The sequence below is a fragment of the Neoroseomonas eburnea genome (assembly GCF_018129005.1).
GTDB lineage: Bacteria > Pseudomonadota > Alphaproteobacteria > Acetobacterales > Acetobacteraceae > Neoroseomonas > Neoroseomonas eburnea.
Window position 1 is genome coordinate 106,187 of sequence record NZ_JAAEDL010000016.1, and the last position, 22,098, is coordinate 128,284.

A 22,098-nucleotide genomic window follows, 5' to 3' on the forward strand; every position below is an offset into this window, starting at 1 on the left:
TTGCCTATTCGATCCTCAGCCCGGTGGCGCGGATGATGGGTTCCCATTTGGCGCGCTCGCTGCGGATGAACTCGGCCGTGCGCTCTGGCGTGCTGGCGGACGCCGGCTCGACCGAGACGCTGCGGAGGAAGGCCTGGAACTCCGGCTCCGCCGCCACCTTGGCGGTGGCCTCGGCAAGCCGGGCGACCACCGGCGCGGGCGTGCCCGCGGGCGCGAGCAGGGCATTGTAGGTGTTGGCGAGCATGCCCGGCAAGCCCTGCTCGATCGCGGTCGGCACGTCCGGCGCGGCGGCCGAGCGCCGCTCGGCGAAGGCGGCGAGGATGCGCAGCCGTCCGGCGCGGTGGTGCTCGAGCGTGGTGGCAAAGGTCTCGACCACCAGCGGCACATGCCCGGCGATGGCGTCCTGCACGGCCGGGCCGCCGCCGCGGTAATGGACCAGGTTGGCGCGCAGCCCGCCCGCCTGGTGCAGCAGCAGCTCGGAGGCGAAATGCGCGATGCCGCCATTGCCGGAGGTGGCGAGCGCGATCTCCCCGGGTGCTGCGCGGATCTTGCCGAGCGCCTCGGGCAGGTTGGCGGCGAAGGCGGGATGGGCGCCGATCACCATCGGCACCACGCCGATCAGCGCCACCGCCGCGTAGTCGGCCATCGGGTCGAAGCCGGGGCGCACCGCGAGGCTGACATAGATGGCATGGCTCGAGGAGGTGGCGAGCAGCAGCGTGTAGCCGTCCGGCCGCGCGCGCGCCGCCTCGACCGAGGCGATCGCGCCGCTCGCGCCGGAGCGGTTCTCCACCACCACCGGCTGGCCGAGCACCGCGCCGAGCCGGTCGGCGAAGCGCCGGCCGACGATGTCGGTCGGCCCCCCGGCGGCGAAGCCGATCAGCAGGCGGATGGGCCGGTCGGGAAAGACGCCCTGCGCCCGGGCCGGCGCGGGCAATCCGCCCGCGGCGCCGATGGCAAGGGGCAATCCCAGCACGTTGCGGCGGTTCATCACGTTGCTCCCTGGTCCTTTGTTGCGCCGCGTCACTCGATCCGCAGGCCGAGCGCACGAATGACCGGCGTCCACTTGTCGTATTCGGCGCGGATGAACTCCATGGTCGCGGCCGGCGCCGGATCCGGCACGGGCTCCGCCGAAAGGCCGCGCAGAAAGGCGCGGAATTCGTCGGTTTGCGTCACCGCGCGCATCGCGCCGTTGAGCCGCGCCAGCACATCCGCCGGCGTGCCGGCGGGGGCGAGGAAGGCGGCATAGGTGTTGGCGACCGCGCCCGGCACGCCGGCCTCGATGGCGGTCGGCACCTCCGGCGCCATCGCCGAGCGCCGTTCGGACATCACGCACAGGATCCGCAGCCGCCCGTCGCGATGATGGGCGAGCATGGGGGCGAAGGTGTCCACCACCACCGGCACATGGCCGGCGATGCAGTCCTGCACCGCCGGACCGGCGCCGCGATAGGGGATGTGCTCCATCCGCAGCCCGCCCGCCTCGCGCAGCAGGAGTTCCATGCCGAGTTGCATGACGCTGCCCGCCCCGCCGGTGCCATAGGCGTAGCGGCCCGGCGCGGCGCGCACCATCCCCAGCAGCGCGGCCAGGCTGTCCGCCGGCACGGAAGGGTGCACGGCGATCACGGTGGGGGAGACGGTGATGACGCCAATGCCGGCGAAATCCGCCACCGGGTCATAGGGCGGCCGCGCCACCAGCTGCGGATAGACCGCATGGGCCGAGGAGGCGGTGACCAGCAGCGTGTAGCCGTCGGGCCGCGCCCGCGCCACATCGGCCCCGGCGACGGTGCCGCTGGCGCCGGGGCGGTTCTCTACCACCACCGGCTGGCCGAGCGCGGCGCCGAGCCCCTCGGCGAGCCGCCGCGCATAGAGGTCGGTCGGCCCGCCGGCGGCATAGCCCACCACCACGCGGATCGGCCGCTCGGGGAAGGCGGCGGCCCGCGCGCCCCCGAAGGGCACGGCGCCGGCCGCCAGCGCCGCGAGGCGCAGCACGCCGCGCCGCCCCGCCCCGGCGCCCGACGCCGTGCCCGCCATCATTCGATCCTCAGCCCGGTGGCGCGGATCACCGGGGTCCAGCGGCGGAAATCATTGTGCAGGTAGGTCGTCACCTCGGCCGCCGTCATCGGCCCGCCCGCCGCCGCGCCGTAATTGGCCAGGAAGGCGCGATAGGAATCCGAGGCGGTGACGCGGCGGATCGCGGCGTTCAAGGTCTCGATCGCCGGGGCGGGCGTGGCCGCCGGGGCGACGACGGCGTTGTAGACATCGGCGATGGCGTCGGGCACGCCGCTCTCGATCGCCGTCGGCACATCGGGCGCCGCGGCGGCACGTTCCTGCGCCAGCACGCACAGCATCCGCACGGTGCCGCTGCGATGCTGCTCGACCATGGTGGCGAAGGCATCCACCATGAGCGGGATGCGCCCCGCGAGGAGGTCCTGCGCCACCAGCGCCGCGCCGCGATAGGGCACATGCACCAGCTGCAGCCCGCCCGCCTTCTGCAGGAACAGCTCCATGCCGAGCTGCGTCACCGTCCCCGCGCCCGCCGAGCCGTAGGTCAGGCCGCCCGGATTGGCCCGCGCCTGCGCGATCAGCTCGCGCACGTCGCCGCCGGTGAAGCCCGGGCCGGCGACGACCGTGACCGGCGTGTTGGCGACCATGGCGACGGGCGCCAGGTCCTTGAGCGGATCGTAGCTCGGCCGCGCCGCCACCTGCGGGTGGATGGCGAAGCCCGAGGGGTTGATGAACATCAGCGTGTGGCCGTCGGGCCGCGCCCGCGCCACCTCGCTCACCGCCACCGAGCTGCCGGCGCCGGGCCGGTTCTCGATCACCACCGGCTGGCCGAGCTCGGCGCCCAGGCGCTCGGCCAGGCCGCGGGCGAAGATGTCGGTCTGCCCACCGGGCGTGAAGCCCACCAGCAGGCGGACCGGCCGCTCGGGGAAGCCCGCGGCCCGCCCTTCGGCCAGCGGCAGCGCGGCGGCGGCAAGCGCCGTGGCGCCGCCGCCAAGCAGCCGGCGCCGGGCGAGCGGAACGCGCGGTCTCGTCGTGTCGGTCATCATTCGATCCTCAACCCAGACGCCTGGATGATCGGGGTCCATTTGGCGTATTCGCTGCGGATGTAGGTGGCGGTGCGTTCCGGCGTCATCCCGCTCACCGGCTCGGCGGAGATGGCGCGCAGGAAGGCGCGGAACTCGTCGTTCTCGGTCGCCTGCCGGGTGGCGAGGCTGAGCGCGGCGACGGTCGCCTCCATCATGCCCGCCGGGCCGAGCAGCGCGTTGTAGGTGTTGGCCACGGCGCCGGGGACGCCGTGCTCGGCCGGGGCCGGCACGTCGGGCGCGACGGTGGAGCGCTGCTCGGCGAGCACGGCGAGAATGCGCAGCCGCCCCGCCCGGTGGTGCTCGATCATCGGCGCGAAGGTGTCCACCACCAGGGGGATGTGGCCCGCGACGCAATCCTGCACCGCCGGCCCGGCGCCGCGATAGGGCACATGCACCAGTTGCAGCCCGCCGGCCTGGCGCATGAAGAGTTCCATGCCGAAATGCGTGATGGTGCCAGCCCCGCCCGAGCCGAAGCTGAAGGCGCCGGGCCGGGCGCGCACCAGGTCCATCATCTCCGGCAGGCTGCGGGCCGGGAAGGAGGGATGCGCGGCGAACACCACCGGCGCGATGGTGACGAGGCCGATGGGGCTGAAGTCCCCGAGCGCGTCATAGCCCGGCCGCACCGCGATCTGCGGGAAGATCGCATGCGCGGAGGGCGTGGTGAGCAGCAGCGTGTAGCCATCGGGCCGCGACCGCGCGACCTCGATCGCGCCGACCGATCCGCTGGCGCCGGAGCGGTTCTCGACCACCACGGGCTGGCCAAGCACCGCGCCGAGCTTCTCGGCGAAGCGCCGGCCGACGATATCCGTTGGCCCGCCGGGCGCGAAGCCCACCACCAGCCGCAGCGGGCGGTCCGGGAAGCGTTCCTGCGCGCGCGCCCCACTCGCCGCTCCGGCAAGTGCGAGCACGTTGGCCATCAAACCGCGTCGCCGCATGTGTCCCTCCTCCCTGTTGGCGTGCCCGTTCCGCCGTGGCGGCGGGCGCTTCATTGGCCGGCGGCGGCTATCCCTCCGGCGAGTTCGATGATCTCGGCCTCCGCCAGGTCGGCCTCGCGCAGAACCTCCTCGGTGTGCTCGCCGAGACGCGGCGGCAGGCGCCGCACCGCGCCCGGGGCCTCGGAGAACTCGACCGGCACCGCGGTGACCAGCATCCGCCCTTCCGAGGGATGCTCGACGCGCCGGAAGAAGCCGGTCTCGGCCAGGTAGTCGTCCTCCAGCATGTCGGCGAGGCCGAGCACCGGCCCGTTCGGCACGTCCGCGGCATCGAGCCGCGCCTGCCATTCGGCGGTGCTGCGCGTGCGCATCACCTCCTCGACGATGGCATAGAGCGCGCCGATGTTGACCGCGCGCTGCGCGAGGCGGGCGAAGCGCGGATCCCCGGCCAGGTCGGGCCGGCCGAGCGCGCCCAGCAGCCGCTGCCACTGGTCGTCGGAATTGGCCATCAGGCACAGATGCCCGTCGCTGGTCGGGAACGGACGGCGATAGGGCGTGAACATGCGCCCGTAGCCGAGGCCGAGCGAGGGATCATCGAGCACCCCGCCCCAGAGATGCTCGGCCAGGTTGAAGGAGAGCATGGTCTCGAGCATCGGCACATGCACCTCCTGGCCGCGCCCGGTGCGCTCGCGCCGGTACAGCGCCATGGCGACGGCGGAGGCGAGGACATGGCCGCAGAACTTGTCGGCGATGGCGCTCGGCACGTAGCGCGGCTCGCCGCCGTCGCGCATGGCGTTCAGCGCGGCGAGGCCGCTCATGCCCTGGATCACGTCGTCGAAGGCCGGGCGGTCGCGATAGCGCCCGTCCTTGCGGAAGCCGGTGGCGCTGGCATGGATCAGGCGCGGGTTGCGCGGCGCCAGCGCGGCATACGACAAGCCGAGCCGCTCCGCGGCGCCGAGGCGCATGTTGTGCACCAGCACGTCCGCGCCCTCAATCAGCCGCAGCAGCGCGCGGCGCGACGCCTCGCGCTTGAGGTCAAGCACAACGCTGCGCTTGTTGCGGTTGATGTTGAGGAACATCACCGCCATGTCGGGCCCGCGTGTCGGGCCGACCTGGCGCATGGTGTCGCCCTGCGGCGGCTCCACCTTGATCACGTCGGCGCCCATGTCGCCGAGGATCTGCGTCGCCACCGGGCCGAGCACCGCGGTCGTCAGGTCGATCACCCTGACGCCGGCGAGCGGCCCGCCAGCCGCCTCGCTCACGCCTCGGGCCCGCCGGCGCTGCGGCACTTGACCATGCGCAGCGGCGTATAGGTCAGCACCACCGTGCCGTCCTGCTTGACGACGCGGTTGCGCGTGCGGACCAGGCCGCGGCCGGGCCGGCTCTGCGACAGCCGCGCCTCGATCACCTCGACCTCGACATGGATGGTGTCGCCGGCGAAGAGCGGGTTGTCGATCTTCAGATCCATGCCGAGGAAGGCGAAGCCGGTGTGCTGCATGGTCGCCTGCACCAGCAGCCCCTCGGCGAAGGTGTAGCCGAGCGCGCCCGGGGCGACGCGGCCCTTGATGTCGCTCTCCTTCTCGAGGAAGTCGAGGTTCATGAACAGCACCTCGGCCATGCCGGTGCAGTTGATGAAGTTGACGATGTCCGCCTCGGTCACCGTGCGGCCGATGGTGCGGAAGCGCCGCCCCATGGCCAGGTCCTCGTAGTAGAGGCCGAGACCCACATAGGGCAGCCCGCCCGTTTCCTTCGCCATGCCGGTCACTCCGCCTTGCCGATCAGGTTGCGCGCGACGATGTTGCGCTGGATCTGGTTGGTTCCCTCGATGATCTGCACCACCTTCGCGTCGCGGAAGTAGCGGTTGATCGGGAACTCGCTCGAGATGCCGGAGGCGCCGAAGATCTGCACCGCGTCGGTCGCCACCTTCATCGCCATGTCGCTGGCGAAGCACTTGGCCGAGGCGGCGAGGCTCGCCATCGCGGCGCCGGTGGTGCCGGCATCCACCGCCGCCGCGGCGGCGTAGGTCAGCTGCCGCGCCGCCTCGATCTGGATCGCCATGTCGGCGATCATCCAGCGGATGCCCTGGTAGTTCGCCACCGTCTCGCCGAAGGCGCGGCGGCCGCGGGCGAACTCGATCGCGTGGTCCATCGCCCCCTGCGCCAGGCCGACGGCGCGCGCGGCGACGATCGGGCGCGACTTGTTCAGCGCCTCCATCACCGAGCGGAAGCCGCCCGCCCCGCCGCCGAGCAGGTTCTCCTTCGGCAGCCGCACATCGTCGAAGAACAGCGCCGAGGAGGGGACGCCGCGGGCGCCCATCTTCTCCTCCTTGCGGCCGATCCGGAAGCCGGGGCGGTCGCGCTCGACGATGAAGAAGTTCACCTCGCCCGGGCCGTCGCCGCGTTCGAGCCTCGCGCCGACCAGCACGAAATCCGACACCGCGGCGTTGGTGCACCAGATCTTGCCGCCATTGAGCACGAAGCCGTCGCCATCGGGCCGCGCGCGGGTGCGGATGCCGGCGACGTCGGAGCCCGATTGCGGCTCGGTCAGCGAGAAGGCGGCGCGCAGCTGGCCCGAGGCGAGGCCGGGCAGCAGCCGCGCCTTCTGCTCGGGCGTGCCGCCGGCGAGTATGGTGCCGAGCGGCACCCACTGCACCACCAGCAGGTAACCGGTATTGTAGCAGACCCGGCCCAGCTCCTCGACCGCGAGGCAGCCGGACAGGGTGCTGCCCGAGCCGCCATATTCGGCCGGGAAGGGCAGGGTGAACAGGCCGAGTTCGCGCAGCAGATCGAACATGTCCTGCGGGTATTCGCCGCTGGCGTCGATTTCGGCGGCGCGCGGCGCCACCTTCTCGCGCGCCACCCGGCGCACCAGGTCACGGACCTGGATCTGCTCCTCGGTCAGGGCAAAGGACACGCCCCTTTCCTCCTCGGTTGTTCCCGGCTGCGGAATTGCCCCGCGCGGGTGCGCCTTGGTCCGGCGCTTTGTTCTGCATGCTGAACGCCGTTCGGGCAGGCTGTCAACACGGCGGCTTGACGGCGCGCCCGCCGCCGTGTCGGCTGTTCCCGAACGGCGTTCGGAAAAATCCGGCTCCCGGCCGGCGGACGCCGCGGCAAGCGCAGGAGGAAACAGATGGGGCCGTTGGCCGGTTTGAAGGTGGTGGAACTCGCGGGCATCGGCCCCGGACCGATGGCGGCGATGCTGCTCGCCGACATGGGCGCGACGGTGCTTCGCATCGACCGGCCGGACCCGCCCGAGCTCGGCATGAGCCGGCCGCTGAAATACAATCTCACCCTGCGCGGGCGCCGCACCCTCGCCCTCGACCTCAAGCAGCCCGCCGCGCGCGAACTGGCGCTGCGGCTGGTGGCCGGGGCGGATGCGCTGATCGAGGGCTTCCGCCCCGGTGTCGCCGAACGCCTCGGCCTCGGCCCCGATGACTGCCTTGCGCGCAATCCGCGCCTCGCCTATGGGCGCATGACCGGCTGGGGGCAGGACGGGCCGCTCGCCCCGGCCGCCGGGCACGATCTCAACTACATCGCGCTGACCGGGGCGCTGCACCATATCGGCCGCCAGGGCCAGCCGCCGACGCCGCCGCTCAACCTCGTCGGCGATTATGGCGGCGGCGCGCTCTACCTCGCCTTCGGCATCGTCTGCGCGGTGCTCGAGGCGCGCGGCTCGGGCTGCGGCCAGGTGGTGGATGCGGCGATCGTGGACGGCGTGGCGCATCTGATGACCGGCATGTTCGGCCTGTTCGGCGCCGGGCTGCTGCCCGAGGGCCGCGGCGAGGGCGTTATCGACGGCGGCGCCCCCTATTACGACTGCTACGAATGCGCCGATGGGCGCTATGTCTCGGTGGCGCCGATCGAAGGCCGCTTCTTCCAGGAATTGCTGCGCCGGATCGGCATCGACCCGGCCGATTTCCCCAAGCAGTCCGACCGCGCCCGCTGGCCCGAGGCGAAGCGCCGCCTGGCCGAGATCTTCCGCCAGCGCCCGCGCGATGCCTGGTGCGAGCTGCTGGAAGGCACCGATTCCTGCTTCGCCCCGGTGCTGACCCCGGCCGAGGCGCTGCGCCACAAGCACATGGCCGCGCGGCGCACCTTCGTCGAGTTCGACGGCGTGGCGCAGCCCGCCCCGGCGCCGCGCTTCAGCCGCACCGTGCCGGAGCTGAGCCTGCCGCCGCAGCCCGCCGACCCCGCCGGGGCCGAGGCGGCGCTGGCCGGCTGGCTGCCGGAGGCCGAGATCGCCGCGCTGCGCGCCGCCGGCACGCTGGGGCAGGCCGGCTGAATCCAGGCGGCGGGGCCGGCGCGCCGGTCCCCGCCGCCGCCGCCAGGGCAGCGGTCCCGGCGGCGGCATCGCATCAATCCACCGAGGGAGCGCCCGCATGACCAGCCTGCATCCCAGCGCCCGCCGGGTGCTCGACCTGATCCGCGACTCCGGCCGGCCGCCCTTCGAGGCGATGACGCCCGCCGAGGCGCGCGTGGCCTATGCCGCCGCGCGGCAGGTGCTGCAGCCCGAGCCGCCGGCGGTCGCCGAATGGCGCGACCTGTCCTGCCCCGGCCCCGGCGGGGCGGTGCGGCTGCGGCTTTATCGGGGCCTTGGCGCCGGCGCCGGGCCGCAGCCCTGCCTGCTGTTCCTGCATGGCGGCGGCTGGGTGGTCGGCGACCTCGACAGCCATGACCAGCTCTGCCGCGAACTGGCGAACCGGCTGGCCGCGGTGGTGGTCGCGGTGGATTACCGCCTCGCCCCCGAACATCCCTTCCCGGCGGCGGCCGAGGACGCCGCCGCTGCGCTGCGCTTCGTCGCCGGGCAGGCCGGGGCGCTCGGCATCGACGCGGCGCGCATCGCGGTGGGCGGCGACAGCGCCGGCGGCAACCTCGCCGCCGCGCTGTGCCTGATGGCGCGCGACGGCCAGGCGCCGATGCCGATGTTCCAAATACTGTTCTACCCAGTCACCGACCTCGCGGCGGAATCGCCGGCCTATGGCCGCTTCATCGAGGGCTATGTGCTGAACGCCGCCTCGATGCGCTGGTTCATCGGCCATTATGTGGCGGACCCGGCGGCGCGGGCCGATTGGCGCGCCTCGCCCGCGCGGGCGGGCAGCCTCTCTGGCCTGCCGCCGGCCTTCCTGATGACCGCCGGCCACGACCCGCTGAGCGACGAAGGCGTCGCCTATGCCCGGCGGCTCGAGGCCGAGGGCGTGCCGGTCAGCCACCTGCACATCTCCGACCAGATTCACGGCTTCCTCACCCTGGGCAAGGCGATCCCGGCTTCCGCCGTGACGCTCGGCCAGGCGGCGGCGGCGTTGCGCCTGGCCTGGGAGGGGTGATGGCGCGGCGCGCGCGGGGCCATCCCCGGCGCCGGCGGGCGTCAGGGACCGGCTGAGGCCGCCGGCGCCCGCGCGCCCAGCCACAGCCCGCTGGCCAGCATCTCGCGCGCGCAGTCGCGCAGCAGGCCGGCGGCCGCGACCGCCGCCGGCGACGGTTCCCGCCCGCGAGGCATGACCAGCAGCCGGGTGATGGCGAGCGCACCAAGCGGCACCGCGCGCAGCCGCCCCTCCAGGATCTCGGCGCGCACCATCGAGGCGACATCGACCATCGGCCCGAGCCCGGCGAGCACGAGCCGCTTGGCGACGGCGACGGTATCCGCCTCGCCCGCCACCTCGATGCCCAACGCCTCCTGGCCCAGCGCGTCGCGCAGCGCGCGGCGCACCCAGCTGTCGGGCCGGCCGGCCAGCACCAGCGGCACGCCCGCCAGCGCGCGCAACGGCACCGCCGCCCCCTGGAAGCGGCGGTCCGCGGCGGCGCAGATCAGGCACAGTGGCTCGGCGAGCAGCGGTTCCGCCGCCAGCCGCACCGAGGCGCCGGGCCCGTTCAGCATGGCGGCGTCGATCGCCCCTTCCTCGAGCTGCTTCTCAAGGTCGTGCATGAAGCCGATGGCGAGCCGCATCCGGATCTCGGGGAACTGCCGCGCGGCGCGGGTGGCGAAGGTGGCGCCGATGATCTCCGACACGCCGGGCGACAGGCCGATCGTCACCGCCCCGCGCGGCCGGTCGGCCTGGCCGCGCGCGTCGCGGCGCATCGCCTCCGCCTCCCCCAGCAGCCGCTCGGCACGGTCGAGCAGCGCGAGCCCTTCGGCGGTCAGCACCGCCCCGCGCGGCCGGCGGTCGAACAGCCGCACGCCGAGTTCCGCCTCGAGCTGCTGGATCTGCCGGCTGACCGCGGGCTGGGCGATCCGCAGCGCGCGCGCGGCCTGGCCGAAATGCCGTTCCCGCGCGACGGCGGCGAAATAGCGGAGCTGCCGCAGTTCCACGAGCTTCCACCCTCCCTGGCCGTCTCGATGCCGCTGCGGCATCGGCGCCTTGCCGCTAAAGTGTTAGACGCGCCCCCGCTCCGGCACAACACTTCCTCCCGTTGAACAAGAAAGCCCGGCCGGCGCGGCCGAGGAGACGGAGGAAGCGTCAGGCGCACCCGGCAAAGACGGGGGCGCCATCGCATCGCGGCATGGCCGCATCCGATCACCGCGTCCGGTCCGGCATCCGGAGGTGATGAGGACGTGAACAACGGCGCCTGGGCCCTGCCCGAGGAATTGAAGATGCTGCGCGATACCGCGCGGCGCTTCATGCAGAACGACGTGAAGCCGGCCGAGGATCGCGCGCCGCACGACGCCTGCGAGCTGCCCGTGGCGGATCTGGCCCCGCTGCAGAAGAAGGCGCGCGACCTTGGCCTGTGGTGCTACCGCACGCCGACCGAGTATGGCGGCGCCGGGCTCGACCTGCTCGGCCAGGCGGTGATCGCCGAGGAGGCGTCGAAGTGCCGCATGGGCGCCTATATCCCGGCCTGCGGCGCCTTCGGGGCCGATCCGCCCAATGCCATCTGGCTCGGCAACCGCGACCAGATCGAGCGCTTCGGCATCCCCGCCGTCGAGCGCGGCCAGAAGGTCTTCGTCGCCATCAGTGAGCCCTCGGGCGGCGCCGACCCGGCGCGCGGCATCCGCACCCGCGCCGAGCGGCGCGGCGACCGCTACGTGCTCAACGGCAGCAAGATGTGGATCTCGGGCGCGGGCAGCGCCGACTGGGGCCTGCTCTTCGCCCGCACCGGCGCGCAGGGGGAGCGCGGCGGCATCACCTGCTTCATCATCGACGGCAACCCCAAGGGCCTGACCAAGCGGCGGATCGGCGTGATCCGCGCCTGGTCGCCCTATGAGCTGCACCTCGAGGATGTCGAGGTGCCGGTCGAGAACCGCCTCGGCGAGGAAGGCCAGGGCTTCCAGCTGTGCGAGAAATGGCTGGTCGAGGGCCGCGTGCCCTATGCCGCCGCCTGCGTCGGCATCGCCCAGGCGGCGCTCGAGCTCGCCATGGACTGGGCCCGGCAGCGCGAGGCCTTCGGCTCGAAGCTGGCCGACAAGCAGGCGATCCAGTGGATGATCGCCGACAGCGAGATGGAGCTGCGCGCCGCCCGCCTGCTGGTCTGGCAGGCGGCCTGGACCGCGGCGCTCGGCGGCGACCTCAAGACCGACGCCTCGGTCGCCAAGGTGGTGGCGACCGAGACGGCGGGGCGGGTGGTGGACCGCTGCGTGCAGATCTTCGGCGGCCTCGGCGTCGCGCAGGAGATGCCGCTCGAACGCTGGTACCGCGAGATGCGGATCAAGCGCATCGGCGAGGGTCCCTCGGAGGTGCACCGCATGGTGCTCGCCCGCACCCTGCTCGGCGGGAAGGGGCGCCGCTGATGTCCATCGACCTCGACATCGATGCCGAGGGCATCGCCACCATCACCGTCAACCGGCCGGAGCGGCGCAACGCGCTCGATGCGGCGCATTACGCCGGGCTGACCGATGCCTGGATCCGCGTGCGCGACGACCCCGCGGTGCGCTGCGCGATCGTCACCGGCGCGGGGGACAAGTCCTTCTCGGCCGGCGCCGACATCAAGGACTTCATCGGCCGCCGGCAGGAGCTGTCGGACCACTGGCTGACGCAGAAGGGGCAGCTGCTCAATCGCGGCCTCGAGGTGTGGAAGCCGGTCATCGCCGCGGTCAACGGCTTCTGCGTGGGCGGCGGCATGACCCTGCTGCTGGCCACCGACATCCGCATCGCCGTCCCGCACGCCACCTTCGGCCTGAGCGAGGTCAAGCGCGGCGTCATCGCCGGCAATGGCGGCACCCAGCGGGTGATGCGGCAGCTGCCCCATGCGATCGCGATGGAGATGCTGCTGACCGGCGACGCCATCGACGCGGCGCGGGCGGAACGCTGGGGCCTGGTCAATGCCGTGGTCCCGCCCGAGGAGCTGATGCCCGCCGCGCGCGCCTTCGCCCGCCGCATCGCCGCGAATGCCCCGCTCGCGGTGCAGGCGGCGAAGGAGCTGGGGCTGCGCTCGCGCGACATGCCGCTCGCCGACGGGCTGCGGCTGGAGCAGATGGTCAGCCGCATCCTGCAGGGCAGCGAGGACGTGAAGGAAGGCCGCGCCGCCTTCGCCGAGAAGCGGCCGCCGCGCTTCGAGGGACGCTGAATGTCGGCAGGACCGCTCACCGGCATCACCGTTCTCGATCTGACGCAGATCTACAACGGCCCCTATGCCACCTTCCTGATGGCGATGGCCGGGGCCGAAGTGATCAAGATCGAGCCCCCCGGCGGCGAGCAGCTGCGCCGCCGGCACGGCGATGGCGGGGCCACGCTGCCCTTCGCCATGCTCAATTCGGGCAAGCGCTGCGTCGTGCTCGACCTCAAGGCCGGGGAGGACCGCGCGGCGCTGCTGCGGATGGCCGCCGAGGCCGACGTGCTGGTGGAGAACTACCGCCCCAGGGTGATGGACCGGCTCGGCCTGTCGCGCGAGGTGCTGCGCGGGGTCAATCCGCGGCTGATCTGCGCCAGCGGCTCGGGCTATGGCGGCAGCGGCCCCTATCGCGACTACCCGGCGATGGACCTGGTGGTGCAGGCGATGAGCGGGGTGATGAGCATCACCGGCGAGGCCGGCGGCCCGCCGCTCAAGGCCGGGCCGGCGCTGTGCGACTTCTTCGCCGGCATCCACCTCTACGGCGCCATCGTCACCGCGCTTTTCGAGCGCGAGCGCGGCGGGCCGGCCCGCGCGGTGGAGGTGGCGATGCTGGAGGCGGTCTATCCCTCGCTGACCTCCAACCTCGCCCTGCTGGCGGAGAAGGGCAGCAGCTTCCCCGGCCGCACCGGCAACCGCCATGGCGGGCTGTCGGTCTGTCCCTACAACGTCTATCCGGCGGCGGACGGCCATGTCGCCATCATTTGCAACCATGACGGCCATTGGCGCGCCGCCGCGCGCTATTTCGGCCATGCCGAGCTGATCGACGACCCGCGCTTCCTGCGGATGGCCGACCGGGTGGCGAACATGGACCTGCTCGACGGCATGGTCGCCTCCTGGACGGCCGCGATGCCGAAGGAGGAGATCTTCCAGGGCCTCGCGGCGGCCGGCGTGCCCTGCGCGCCGGTGCGCGAACTGGCCGAGGTGGTGGCCGATGGCCACCTGCATGAACGCCGCGCGCTGCTCGACATCGAGCATCCGCAGTTCGGCCCGATGACCGTGCCGACCAGCGCGCTATGCTTCGAGGGCATCGAGCGCGGCCTGCGCTGGCCGAGCCGCCCGCTCGGCGCCGACCAGCAGCTTGTGCCGCGGGCCGTCGGCCCGGCGGCGACCGCGGTGCCCGCCGAGGGAGGAGGAAGCCGATGATCCGATTGGCGCGACGGTCCCTGCCGGCCCTGGCCGCCGGCCTGGCGGCCCCGGCACGGGCGCAGGCGGCCTTCCCGAGCCGGCCGGTGGTGATGATCGCCCCGGCCGCGCCGGGCGGGCCGACCGATGTCGCCGGCCGGGTGCTGGTGCAATACATGCCCGCGCTGATCGGCCAGCCCGTGGTGCTCGAGAACCGCAGCGGCGCCGCCGGGCAGATCGGCATGCGCCATGTCGCGACCGCGCCGCCGGACGGGCACACGCTTGTGATCGGCAACACCGGCTCGGTCGGCATCAACCCCTCCTACTACCGCGATCCCGGCTATGACATCGCGCGCGACTTCACCCCGGTCTCGATGCTGATGATCGCGCCGGTCTCGCTTGTCGTGCGCGCCGACCTGCCGGTCCGCACCCCGGCCGAGCTGGTCGCGCATATCCGCGCCGCCGGCGGGCGGTTCAGCTTCGGTTCCTCCGGCACCGGGCAGTCGCCCCATGTCGCGGCCGAGCTGTTCCGCCACGCGGCAGGGGTGGAGTTCGAGATCGTGCCCTATCGCGGCGCGGCGCCGGCGGTCACCGACATGCTCGCCGGCACGGTGCAGGCGATGTTCGACAGCACCAGCTCGGTGCCCTTCGTGCGGCAGGGCCGGCTGCGCGCGCTGGCGGTGGCCAATATCGAGCGCTCGCCGCTGATGCCCGAGGTGCCGACCATGGCCGAGGCCGGCTTCGCCGGCTTCGACGTCAGCTCCTGGTATGTCGCGCTCGCCCCGGCGGGCACCCCGCCCGAGGCGGTGCTCACGCTCAATGCGGCCATGAACCCGGTGATGGCCCGTCCCGACGTGGCCGAGCGCCTGGCCGCGATCAACGCCGTGCCGATGCGGGGCAGCCCGGCGGATGCCGGCGCCTTCGTCGGCCGCCAGCTCGCCTATTGGCGCGAGGTGCTCGCACGCGCGGGGATCGGCGAGGCGCGGTGACGATGGGCGGCGGGCCCGCGGCCAGCCGGCTCGAACAGAAGGGAGGATGGTCATGATGCGACTGCGGCGCCGGGCCCTGCCGGCCCTGGCCACCGGGCTGGCGGCCCCGGCATGGGGGCAGGCGCCCTTCCCGAGCCGGCCGGTGGTGATGATCGTGCCCGGCGCCCCGGGCGGGCCGACCGACGTGGTCGGGCGGATCCTGGTGCAGCACATGCCGGCGCTGATCGGCCAGCCGGTGGTGCTCGACTACCGCGCCGGCGCCGGCGGGCAGATCGGCATGCGCTACGTCGCCGCCGCCGCGCCCGACGGGCACACGCTTGTGATCGGCAACACCGGCTCGGTCGGCATCAACCCCTCCTACTACCGCGATCCCGGCTATGACATCGCGCGCGACTTCACCCCGGTCTCGATGCTGATGATCGCGCCGGTCTCGCTTGTCGTGCGCGCCGACCTGCCGGTCCGCACCCCGGCCGAGCTGGTCGCGCATATCCGCGCCGCCGGCGGGCGGTTCAGCTTCGGTTCCTCCGGCACCGGGCAGTCGCCCCATGTCGCGGCCGAGCTGTTCCGCCACGCCACCGGGGCGGAGTTCGAGGTGGTGCCCTATCGCGGCTCGGCCGGGGCGGTGACGGATCTCATCGCCGGCACCGTGCAGGCGATGTTCGACAGCACGACGACCATTCCGCATGTGCGGCAGGGCCGGCTGCGCGCGCTGGCGGTGGCGACGCCCGAGCGCTCGCCGCTGATGCCCGAGGTGCCGACCATGGCGGAATCCGGCTTCGCCGGCTTCGACATCAGCTCCTGGTATGTCGCGCTCGCCCCGACGGGCACCCCGCCCGAGGCGGTCGCGAAGCTCAACGCGGCGATGGGCGAGGTGCTGGCGCGGCCCGAGGCGGCCGAGCGCTTCGCCGTCTTCAACGCCGTGCCGATGCGGGGCAGCCCCGGCGATGCCGGCGCCTTCCTCGGCCGCCAGCTCGTCTATTGGCGCGAGGTGCTCGCGCGCGCCGGGATCGGAGAAGGAAGGTCATGATGCGCGGGAAGTTCGTCATCGCGGGGGTCGGCCACACCGCCTTCGGCACCCTGCCGGGACGGTCCACCGTCTCGCTGAACGTCGAGGCCTGCCGCCGCGCGCTCGAGGATGCCGGCATCGAGAAGCGGGCGGTGGACGGGGTCTTCGTCAAGACGCCGACCTCGGCGCGCGAGATCCTCTATGGCCAGACCCTGTCCGAGGCGCTCGGCCTGCAGCCGCGCATCGGCATCGCGCTCGACCAGGGCGGAGCCGCCAACATGTCGGGCATCGCCTTCGCCTGCCTCGCGATCGAGGCCGGCATGTGCGAGGTGGCGCTGGTCTGCTACGCCGACAATCCGCGCAGCGGCAGCCGCGCCACCTATGCCCGCCCGCGCGGGGACGACGCCGCCTTCGGCTGGTTCTCGACCGCAGCCGGCTACGCCATGATCCACCGCCGCCACGTCGCCGAGCACGGCACGCCCGAGGCCGCCTTCGGTGCGGTCGCGGTGGCCGCGCGGCGGCATGGCGCAGCCAACCCCAACGCGCAGCTCCGCAAGCCGCTGACGCTCGATGGCTACCTCGCCGCCGCGCCGCTGGTCGCGCCGCTGCGGCGCGACGATTGCGCGCTGATCTCCGACGGCGCCGCCGCGCTGGTGGTGATGTCGGCGCGCCGGGCGCGCGAGATCGGGGTGAAGGCGGCGGTGCCGATCCTCGGCATGGGGCAGGCGCATACCTCTTGGGAGGTGACGCAGCGCCCCTGCCTGACCAGCACCCGGGCGAAGGATGCGGCGCGTGACGCCTTCGCCATGGCCGGGCTCGGCCCGGCCGACATCCAGGTGGCGCAGATCTACGACTGCTTCACCATCACCGTGCTGATGACGCTCGAGGATTACGGCTTCTGCCCGCCCGGCCAGGCCGAGGGCTTCGTGCGCGAGGGCCGCATCGTGCACGGCGGCGACCTGCCCCTCAACACCGCCGGGGGCCTGCTCTCGGAAACCGGCATGCCGGGGCTGCAGCTGGTGATCGAGGCGGTGCGCCAGGTGCGCGGCACCGCCACGCTCCAGGTACCCGGCGTGCGCCACGCGCTGGTGAGCAACCAGGGCGGCACCATGCACACCCACGCGACCCTGATCCTCGGAGGCTGACATGACCCTGCCGACACCGGAGGTCACCCCGCTGAACGAAGCCTACTGGGCCGGCCTCGCCGCCGGGGAGCTGCGCTTCCAGCACTGCCCGCATTGCGGCCATCGCTGGCTGCCCGCGCGGCGCGAATGCCCCGCCTGCCTGCGCGAGGGCGCCGCCTGGGAGAAGGCCGCGGGCACGGGGCAGGTGATCAGCTGGGTGGTCTATCACACCGCCTATCACGACGCCTTCCGCGACCGCCTGCCCTACAATGTCGCGATCGTCGAGCTCGACGAGGGGCCGCGGCTGATCACCAACATCCTCGCCCCGCATGAGAGCATCGCCGCGGGGATGCGCGTGCGCCTCGAGTTGCAGTCGGATTTCGGGGTGAACCTGCCGCGCTTCGCCCCGGTGGGGGCCGCGTGAACGGGTGGGCGCCGCTGCCCCGGCGGGCGGCGGCGGCGCTGCTGCTCGGCGCGGCGGCGCGCCCCGCGCGGGCCGAGACCTATCCGGCGCGGCCGATCCGCCTGATCGTGGCCTTCGGGCCGGGCAGCGGCAGCGACGTGCGCGCCAGGCTCTATGCCGACCGCCTGGCCGCCGCCTGGGGCCAGCCGGTGGTGGTGGACAACCGCGGCGGCGGCAGCGGCATCCTCGCCGCCGAGGCGGTGGCGCGCGCGCGGCCCGATGGCTACACGCTGCTGTTCACCTCGAACACCACCCACGCCGCCAATCCGGTGCTGTTCCGCCGCCTGCCCTACGACCCGGTGGCGGATTTCGCGCCGGTGGCGCTGATCGGGCGGACGCCGCTGGTGGTGGTGGTCTCGAACGACCTGCCGGTGCGCGACATGGCCGGGCTGATCGCCCATGCGCGGGCCCATCCCGGCGCGCTGAACTACGCCAGCGGCAACACCTCCTCCCATCTCGCGGCGGAGATGGTCAAGGCCGGGACCGGAGTGTCCATGACCTATGTGAGCTACCGGTCGAACGCGCAGGCGATCCTCGACGTCATCGCCGGCGCGGCGCAGGTGATGTTCAGCGACGCCGTCGTGGCGCTGCCGCAGATCCGCCAGGGCCGCGTCCGCGCGCTCGCGGTCACGGTCGATGCCGCGGTCCCGGCGCTGCCGGGCGTGCCCACGGTCGCCGGGGCGGCGGGCCTTCCCGGCTATGCGGTGGCCTCCTGGAGCGCGATCTTCGCCCCCGCCGGCACGCCGGCGGAGATCGTCGCCCGGCTCAATGCCGAGGTAATCGCGATCGGCCGCGAGCCCGGGCTGCGCGCGCGCATGACCGAGGAAGGCACGATCCCCTCCGAACTGCCGCCCGAGGGCGTGGCCGGCTTCGTCGCGCAGGAGGTGGAGCGCTGGCGCGAGGCCGCCCGCCAGGCCGGGATCGAGCCGCAATGAGCGCGCCGGCCCCCCTTGCCGGATTGCGGGTGGTCGAGCTCGGCCAGGTGCTGGCCGGCCCCTTCGTCGGCGCCATCCTCGCCGATCTCGGCGCCGAGGTGGTCAAGGTGGAGAAGCCGGGCGGCGATGATTCGCGCGGCATGGGGCCGGCCTTCCGCCGCGGCGACAGCCTCACCTTCCACGAGATGAACCGCGGCAAGGCTTCGGTGGTGCTCGACCTGCGCAAGCCCGGCGGCCGCGCGCGGCTGCACGAGCTGCTCGCGCCGGCGGACATACTGGTGCACAACCTGCGCCCTGGCGCGGCGGAGGCGCTCGGCATCGGCGCGGCGGAGACGCTGGCGCGGCATCCGCGCCTGATCTACTGCGCGATCAGCGCCTTCGGCCGCAAGGGGCCGCTCGCCCTGCGGCCGGGCTACGAGCCGCTGCTGCAGGCCTTCGCCGGGCTGTGCATGGTCAGCGGCGAGGAAGGCGCGCCGCCGCAGCGCATCGGCGCCTCGGTGGTCGATTACGGCACGGCGATGTGGACGGTGATCGGCGCCCTGTCGGCGCTGCGCCGGCGCGAGGCGACCGGGCGCGGCGGGGTGGTGGACACCTCGCTGTTCGAGACCGCGCTGGTCTGGACCGGCCAGCGCCTGACGTCCTGGCTGAACGAGGGACGGCTGCTGCCGCGCACCGCCACCGGGCATCCCAACATGGTGCCCTACCAGGCGTTCCAGGCGGCCGATGCGCCGCTCATAGTGTGCTGCGGCAATGACCGGCTGTTCGTCGCCTTCGCCGCGGTGCTCGGCCGGCCGGACTGGGCGGAGGATGCGCGCTTCGCGACCAACCGCCGCCGGCTCGAGAACCGCGAGGCGCTGCTGGGCGAGATTGCCGCCGTGCTGGCGACGCGCTCGCGCGCGGCCTGGCTTGAGCGGCTGGAGCGGGCGGGCGTGCCCTGCGGGCCGATCAACACCATCCCCGAGGTGGCGCGCGAGCCGCAGACCGAGGCGGTCGGCCTGCTGCTGCCGGTGCCCGGGGAGGATTACCGCCTGCTCGGCCTACCGGTGTCCTTCGACGGCGAAAGGCCGGCGATCCGCGCGGCGGCGCCCGCGCTGCCCGGCGCCGCGCCGGACCGGGCCGCGGGAATGGGAGGAACCAAGACATGACAAGCATCGCACGGCGCCGGCTGGCCGCGGCGCTGGCCGGATTGCCGGCCGCCTTGCCGGCGCGCGCGCAGGAACGCTACCCCTCGCGCCCGATCCGCGCGCTGGTGCCCTTCACCGCCGGCAGTTCCACCGATCTGCGTGCGCGCTCCTTCGGCCACTACATTTCGCTCGACTGGGGCCAGCCGGTGGTGGTGGAGAACCGCCCCGGCGGCAATGGCGTGATCGCGGCCGAGGCGGTGGCGCGCGCGCGCCCGGACGGCTACACGCTGCTCTACGGCACCAACAGCACCCATGCGGCCAATGTCGCGCTGGTGCCCAACCTGCCCTACGACCCGGTGGCGGATTTCGCCCCGATTACGCTGGTCACCAACTCCTCGCTGATCGTGGTGGTGAACAACGCGCTGCCCGTGCACAGCATGGCCGGGCTGATCGCCTATGCCCGCGCCCATCCCGGGCGGATCAACTACGCCGTCGGCAACACCGGCAGCATGGCCGGCGGCGCCATGCTCAAGGCCCTGGCCGGGCTCGAGATGACGCAGGTCTCCTATCGCTCGACGCCGCAGGGCGTGACGGCGCTGCTCGCCGGCGAGGTCCAGCTCATGGTGGTGGATGGCGGGCAGGTGCTGGCCCATGCGCGGGAGGGACGCCTGCGCGCCCTGGCCACCACGGGAACCGAGCCGCATCCCGGCCTGACCGAACTGCCGCTGGTCTCGTCCCTGCCGGGAATGGAGGGCTACGCCGTGTTTTCCTGGATCGGCCTGTTCGCCCCGGCCGGCACGCCGCGGCCGGTGATCCTGCAGCTCAACGCCAAGATGCGCGAGATCGCCGGCCGGCCGGACATGCAGGCGCAGATCGCTGCCGAGGGCAGCAGCTATCGCGTCGGCTCGCCCGAGGATCTGGCCGCCTTCGTCCGCCGCGAGATCGAGGACTGGCGCCGCTTGGTGCGCGAAGGCCAGTTGCGCGCGGGCTGACCCCGCACCGGGGGCACGGCGCGCCTGCCGATGCCGGTCTCGCCCGGGACCGCCGCCGCCGCCGGGCGGGGGGATGCCGGCGGCGCCAGGCGTCTTGCCCTCGCGCTCCGCGCGACGGTAGCGTCGAGCAAAAGTAAGCAGGGAGGTCCAAGATGAACACCATCACCCGCCGCGCCGCCATCGGCGCGCTGCCCATCCTCGCCGCGCCGGCCGTGCTCCGCGCCCAGGCCCCCTGGCCCGGCCGCCCGATCCGCCTGGTCGTCCCGTTCCTCGCCGGCGGGGCCACCGACGTGACGGCGCGCGTGCTGGCCGAAAGGCTGAGCGTCACCCTCGGCCAGCCCGTGGTGGTGGAGAACCGCGCCGGGGCCGGCGGCAACATTGGCGCCGAATACGTCGCCAGGTCGGAACCTGACGGATACACGGTGCTGATGGCCACCATCGGCACCGCGGCGATCAACCCCTATCTCTATGCCCGGATGCCCTTCCGGCCGGACGAGCTCGCCGCCGTCGCGCTGGTCAACCAGGTCGCGAACGGCGTCTTCGTCAATGCGGAGGTGCCCGCGGCCAATTTCGCCGAACTGCTCGCCCTGGCCAAGCGTCGGCCCGGGGAGCTGAACTGCGGCGTGCCCGGCAACGGCACCTCGGGGCACATCTCGTGCGAATACCTCAAGACCCGCGCCGGCATCGACCTCCAGATCGTGACCTTCCGCGGCACCGGCGGGGTGATCCCCGAACTGCTCTCCGGGCGCGTGCATGTCGCGGTGGACAACCTGCCATCCTACCTGCCGCATGTGACCGAGGGACGGTTGCGGCTGCTCGCCGTGACCTCGGCCAACCGGTGGTTCGCGGTGCCCGACACGCCGACAGTGGCCGAGAGCGGCATCCCCGACTTCGAGGCGGTCGCCTGGTTCGCGACCCAGGTGCCGGCGCGCACGCCCCGGCCGGTGGTCGAGCGCCTGGCCGGCGCCATACTCGAGGCGCTGGCCGAGCGCGGCGTGCAGGCGAGGCTGCGCGAGATCGGCACCGAGCCCCGGCCGATGGGCCCGGCCGAGTTCGATCGCTTCATCGCCGCCGAGAACGCGAAATGGGCCGAGGTGGTGCGCCGGTCGGGAGCGCGGCTCGACGGGTAGGACCGGGTCCCTTGCGAGTCCGCTTGCGACGATGCGCGGGCGCGGCGGCAGCACGGTTCATCGTCGGGTGAACGCCCTGCGTGCGCCAAGCCCTCGAGCGTTGGCTGCACGGCGCCCACGTCCAGCTCCGGCGCCTACCGGTGCTGCCGGTGCTGCCGCCGGGCGGAGCCGAGGCAGGGGCCGCCGCCACCCTGGCCCTCCGCGACTAGGCCTTCCCGCGCAGCGCGCCCGAGCGAGCGGCCGGCGCCGAGAGCCGCGCCCGATGGCAGGCGCCCTACGAGGAAGTGCGTCGCCGGCATCTGGCGGGCGGGACGCTGCTCGGCATCTCGCGCGCGATGGGCCTGGCGCTCGGAACCGTGCACAAGTACGCCCGCGCGGAGAGCTTCGCGGCGCGGATGGCGCACGGCCCGGGGTCGAGCATCCTCGATCCCCATCTCCCCTACCTCGGGGCACGCGTGGCCGAGGACTGCGAGAACGCAATGGCCCTCTGCCGCGAGTTTCGCGAGCGCGGCTTCCTCGGCGGCAGCCGGCAGTTCCACCGCTGGCTGGCTGGCTGAGCGGCGGGCGGCGCCGGCCAAAACCGGGCGACGCACGCGGCGCATCGGGGGACCGGGCGACGCGCCACCCTCCGCGGCGCGCCGCAGGGTGCCAG

The 22,098-nt window shown here is 73.4% G+C and carries 22 protein-coding genes; 14 read left to right on the forward strand and 8 right to left on the reverse strand.

The window, feature by feature from the left end:
* Nucleotides 1–4: 4 nt before the first annotated feature.
* The 7 genes from GXW74_RS16740 to GXW74_RS16770 are packed head-to-tail and all read right to left on the reverse strand — an operon-like array spanning nt 5 to nt 6,931.
* Entirely contained in the window at nt 5–988 is a 984-nt protein-coding gene (locus GXW74_RS16740; protein ID WP_211847672.1) for a Bug family tripartite tricarboxylate transporter substrate binding protein, read from the reverse strand.
* Between the two features lie 32 nt (nt 989–1,020).
* Nucleotides 1,021–2,028 carry a Bug family tripartite tricarboxylate transporter substrate binding protein gene (locus GXW74_RS16745; RefSeq protein ID WP_211847673.1) on the reverse strand — a complete coding sequence of 336 codons (1,008 nt, stop codon included), beginning with the start codon at nt 2,026–2,028 and terminating at the stop codon, nt 1,021–1,023.
* On the reverse strand, nt 2,028–3,044 hold the full coding sequence (locus GXW74_RS16750) for a Bug family tripartite tricarboxylate transporter substrate binding protein (protein ID WP_211847674.1): 1,017 nt from the start codon (nt 3,042–3,044) through the stop codon (nt 2,028–2,030). The genes GXW74_RS16745 and GXW74_RS16750 overlap by 1 nt, the downstream gene beginning before the upstream one ends.
* Nucleotides 3,044–4,021 (reverse strand): Bug family tripartite tricarboxylate transporter substrate binding protein, encoded by a 978-nt coding sequence (locus GXW74_RS16755; RefSeq protein WP_211847675.1) that lies wholly within the window; start codon nt 4,019–4,021, stop codon nt 3,044–3,046. The genes GXW74_RS16750 and GXW74_RS16755 overlap by 1 nt, the downstream gene beginning before the upstream one ends.
* 50 nt (nt 4,022–4,071) lie before the next feature.
* A complete protein-coding gene (locus GXW74_RS16760; RefSeq protein ID WP_211847676.1) occupies nt 4,072–5,280 on the reverse strand; it encodes a CaiB/BaiF CoA transferase family protein in 1,209 nt (402 codons plus the stop codon).
* Nucleotides 5,277–5,774: a MaoC family dehydratase gene (locus GXW74_RS16765; RefSeq protein WP_211847677.1), complete on the reverse strand. Its 498-nt coding sequence runs from the start codon at nt 5,772–5,774 to the stop codon at nt 5,277–5,279. Before GXW74_RS16765 ends, GXW74_RS16760 begins: the two co-directional genes overlap by 4 nt.
* A gap of 5 nt (nt 5,775–5,779) precedes the next feature.
* The gene (locus GXW74_RS16770; RefSeq protein WP_211847678.1) at nt 5,780–6,931 is read right to left on the reverse strand and encodes an acyl-CoA dehydrogenase family protein; all 1,152 of its coding nucleotides are present in this window, start codon (nt 6,929–6,931) and stop codon (nt 5,780–5,782) included.
* 225 nt (nt 6,932–7,156) lie between these two features.
* Between GXW74_RS16770 and GXW74_RS16775 the strand changes: the two genes are divergently transcribed.
* Entirely contained in the window at nt 7,157–8,299 is a 1,143-nt protein-coding gene (locus tag GXW74_RS16775) for a CaiB/BaiF CoA transferase family protein (RefSeq protein ID WP_456306985.1), read from the forward strand.
* A 97-nt stretch (nt 8,300–8,396) separates the two neighbouring features.
* Nucleotides 8,397–9,341 carry an alpha/beta hydrolase gene (locus GXW74_RS16780; RefSeq protein WP_211847680.1) on the forward strand — a complete coding sequence of 315 codons (945 nt, stop codon included), beginning with the start codon at nt 8,397–8,399 and terminating at the stop codon, nt 9,339–9,341.
* A 41-nt stretch (nt 9,342–9,382) separates the two neighbouring features.
* Here GXW74_RS16780 and GXW74_RS16785 read toward each other — a convergent pair whose 3' ends face one another.
* Nucleotides 9,383–10,324: a LysR family transcriptional regulator gene (locus tag GXW74_RS16785; RefSeq protein WP_211847681.1), complete on the reverse strand. Its 942-nt coding sequence runs from the start codon at nt 10,322–10,324 to the stop codon at nt 9,383–9,385.
* 243 nt (nt 10,325–10,567) lie between these two features.
* Between GXW74_RS16785 and GXW74_RS16790 the strand changes: the two genes are divergently transcribed.
* The 12 genes from GXW74_RS16790 (at nt 10,568) to GXW74_RS16845 (ending at nt 22,003) form a co-directional block, all read left to right on the forward strand.
* Nucleotides 10,568–11,740, forward strand: a complete 1,173-nt coding sequence (locus GXW74_RS16790; protein ID WP_211847682.1) for an acyl-CoA dehydrogenase family protein — start codon at nt 10,568–10,570, stop codon at nt 11,738–11,740.
* The gene (locus tag GXW74_RS16795) at nt 11,740–12,516 is read left to right on the forward strand and encodes an enoyl-CoA hydratase/isomerase family protein (protein WP_211847683.1); all 777 of its coding nucleotides are present in this window, start codon (nt 11,740–11,742) and stop codon (nt 12,514–12,516) included. The genes GXW74_RS16790 and GXW74_RS16795 overlap by 1 nt, the downstream gene beginning before the upstream one ends.
* Entirely contained in the window at nt 12,517–13,704 is a 1,188-nt protein-coding gene (locus GXW74_RS16800; protein ID WP_211847684.1) for a CaiB/BaiF CoA transferase family protein, read from the forward strand.
* Nucleotides 13,701–14,672: a Bug family tripartite tricarboxylate transporter substrate binding protein gene (locus GXW74_RS16805; RefSeq protein ID WP_211847685.1), complete on the forward strand. Its 972-nt coding sequence runs from the start codon at nt 13,701–13,703 to the stop codon at nt 14,670–14,672. The genes GXW74_RS16800 and GXW74_RS16805 overlap by 4 nt, the downstream gene beginning before the upstream one ends.
* A 52-nt stretch (nt 14,673–14,724) precedes the next feature.
* A complete protein-coding gene (locus GXW74_RS16810; protein ID WP_211847686.1) occupies nt 14,725–15,699 on the forward strand; it encodes a Bug family tripartite tricarboxylate transporter substrate binding protein in 975 nt (324 codons plus the stop codon).
* On the forward strand, nt 15,699–16,823 hold the full coding sequence (locus tag GXW74_RS16815; RefSeq protein ID WP_211847687.1) for a thiolase family protein: 1,125 nt from the start codon (nt 15,699–15,701) through the stop codon (nt 16,821–16,823). Before GXW74_RS16810 ends, GXW74_RS16815 begins: the two co-directional genes overlap by 1 nt.
* A gap of 1 nt (nt 16,824) precedes the next feature.
* Nucleotides 16,825–17,226, forward strand: a complete 402-nt coding sequence (locus GXW74_RS16820) for a Zn-ribbon domain-containing OB-fold protein (RefSeq protein ID WP_211847688.1) — start codon at nt 16,825–16,827, stop codon at nt 17,224–17,226.
* Nucleotides 17,223–18,200 carry a Bug family tripartite tricarboxylate transporter substrate binding protein gene (locus GXW74_RS16825; protein WP_211847689.1) on the forward strand — a complete coding sequence of 326 codons (978 nt, stop codon included), beginning with the start codon at nt 17,223–17,225 and terminating at the stop codon, nt 18,198–18,200. Before GXW74_RS16820 ends, GXW74_RS16825 begins: the two co-directional genes overlap by 4 nt.
* Entirely contained in the window at nt 18,197–19,345 is a 1,149-nt protein-coding gene (locus GXW74_RS16830; protein ID WP_211847690.1) for a CaiB/BaiF CoA transferase family protein, read from the forward strand. The genes GXW74_RS16825 and GXW74_RS16830 overlap by 4 nt, the downstream gene beginning before the upstream one ends.
* Entirely contained in the window at nt 19,342–20,316 is a 975-nt protein-coding gene (locus tag GXW74_RS16835; protein ID WP_211847691.1) for a Bug family tripartite tricarboxylate transporter substrate binding protein, read from the forward strand. The genes GXW74_RS16830 and GXW74_RS16835 overlap by 4 nt, the downstream gene beginning before the upstream one ends.
* Nucleotides 20,317–20,468: 152 nt before the next feature.
* The gene (locus tag GXW74_RS16840; RefSeq protein WP_211847692.1) at nt 20,469–21,446 is read left to right on the forward strand and encodes a Bug family tripartite tricarboxylate transporter substrate binding protein; all 978 of its coding nucleotides are present in this window, start codon (nt 20,469–20,471) and stop codon (nt 21,444–21,446) included.
* A gap of 284 nt (nt 21,447–21,730) precedes the next feature.
* Complete coding sequence (locus GXW74_RS16845) at nt 21,731–22,003, forward strand: hypothetical protein (RefSeq protein ID WP_211847693.1); 273 nt, start codon at nt 21,731–21,733, stop codon at nt 22,001–22,003.
* Nucleotides 22,004–22,098: the final 95 nt, after the last annotated feature.

What these genes read in the sequence shown, in the direction of transcription:
- GXW74_RS16835 (WP_211847691.1), top strand. Translation starts at nt 19,342, where the DNA reads ATGACAAGCATCGCACGGCGCCGGCTGGCCGCGGCGCTGGCCGGATTG.
- GXW74_RS16820 (WP_211847688.1), top strand. Translation starts at nt 16,825, where the DNA reads ATGACCCTGCCGACACCGGAGGTCACCCCGCTGAACGAAGCCTACTGG.
- GXW74_RS16815 (WP_211847687.1), top strand. Translation starts at nt 15,699, where the DNA reads ATGCGCGGGAAGTTCGTCATCGCGGGGGTCGGCCACACCGCCTTCGGC.
- GXW74_RS16765 (WP_211847677.1), bottom strand. Translation starts at nt 5,774, where the DNA reads ATGGCGAAGGAAACGGGCGGGCTGCCCTATGTGGGTCTCGGCCTCTAC.
- GXW74_RS16780 (WP_211847680.1), top strand. Translation starts at nt 8,397, where the DNA reads ATGACCAGCCTGCATCCCAGCGCCCGCCGGGTGCTCGACCTGATCCGC.
- GXW74_RS16800 (WP_211847684.1), top strand. Translation starts at nt 12,517, where the DNA reads ATGTCGGCAGGACCGCTCACCGGCATCACCGTTCTCGATCTGACGCAG.
- GXW74_RS16745 (WP_211847673.1), bottom strand. Translation starts at nt 2,028, where the DNA reads ATGGCGGGCACGGCGTCGGGCGCCGGGGCGGGGCGGCGCGGCGTGCTG.
- GXW74_RS16740 (WP_211847672.1), bottom strand. Translation starts at nt 988, where the DNA reads ATGAACCGCCGCAACGTGCTGGGATTGCCCCTTGCCATCGGCGCCGCG.
- GXW74_RS16840 (WP_211847692.1), top strand. Translation starts at nt 20,469, where the DNA reads ATGAACACCATCACCCGCCGCGCCGCCATCGGCGCGCTGCCCATCCTC.
- GXW74_RS16795 (WP_211847683.1), top strand. Translation starts at nt 11,740, where the DNA reads ATGTCCATCGACCTCGACATCGATGCCGAGGGCATCGCCACCATCACC.
- GXW74_RS16755 (WP_211847675.1), bottom strand. Translation starts at nt 4,021, where the DNA reads ATGCGGCGACGCGGTTTGATGGCCAACGTGCTCGCACTTGCCGGAGCG.
- GXW74_RS16750 (WP_211847674.1), bottom strand. Translation starts at nt 3,044, where the DNA reads ATGACCGACACGACGAGACCGCGCGTTCCGCTCGCCCGGCGCCGGCTG.
- GXW74_RS16810 (WP_211847686.1), top strand. Translation starts at nt 14,725, where the DNA reads ATGATGCGACTGCGGCGCCGGGCCCTGCCGGCCCTGGCCACCGGGCTG.
- GXW74_RS16805 (WP_211847685.1), top strand. Translation starts at nt 13,701, where the DNA reads ATGATCCGATTGGCGCGACGGTCCCTGCCGGCCCTGGCCGCCGGCCTG.
- GXW74_RS16830 (WP_211847690.1), top strand. Translation starts at nt 18,197, where the DNA reads ATGAGCGCGCCGGCCCCCCTTGCCGGATTGCGGGTGGTCGAGCTCGGC.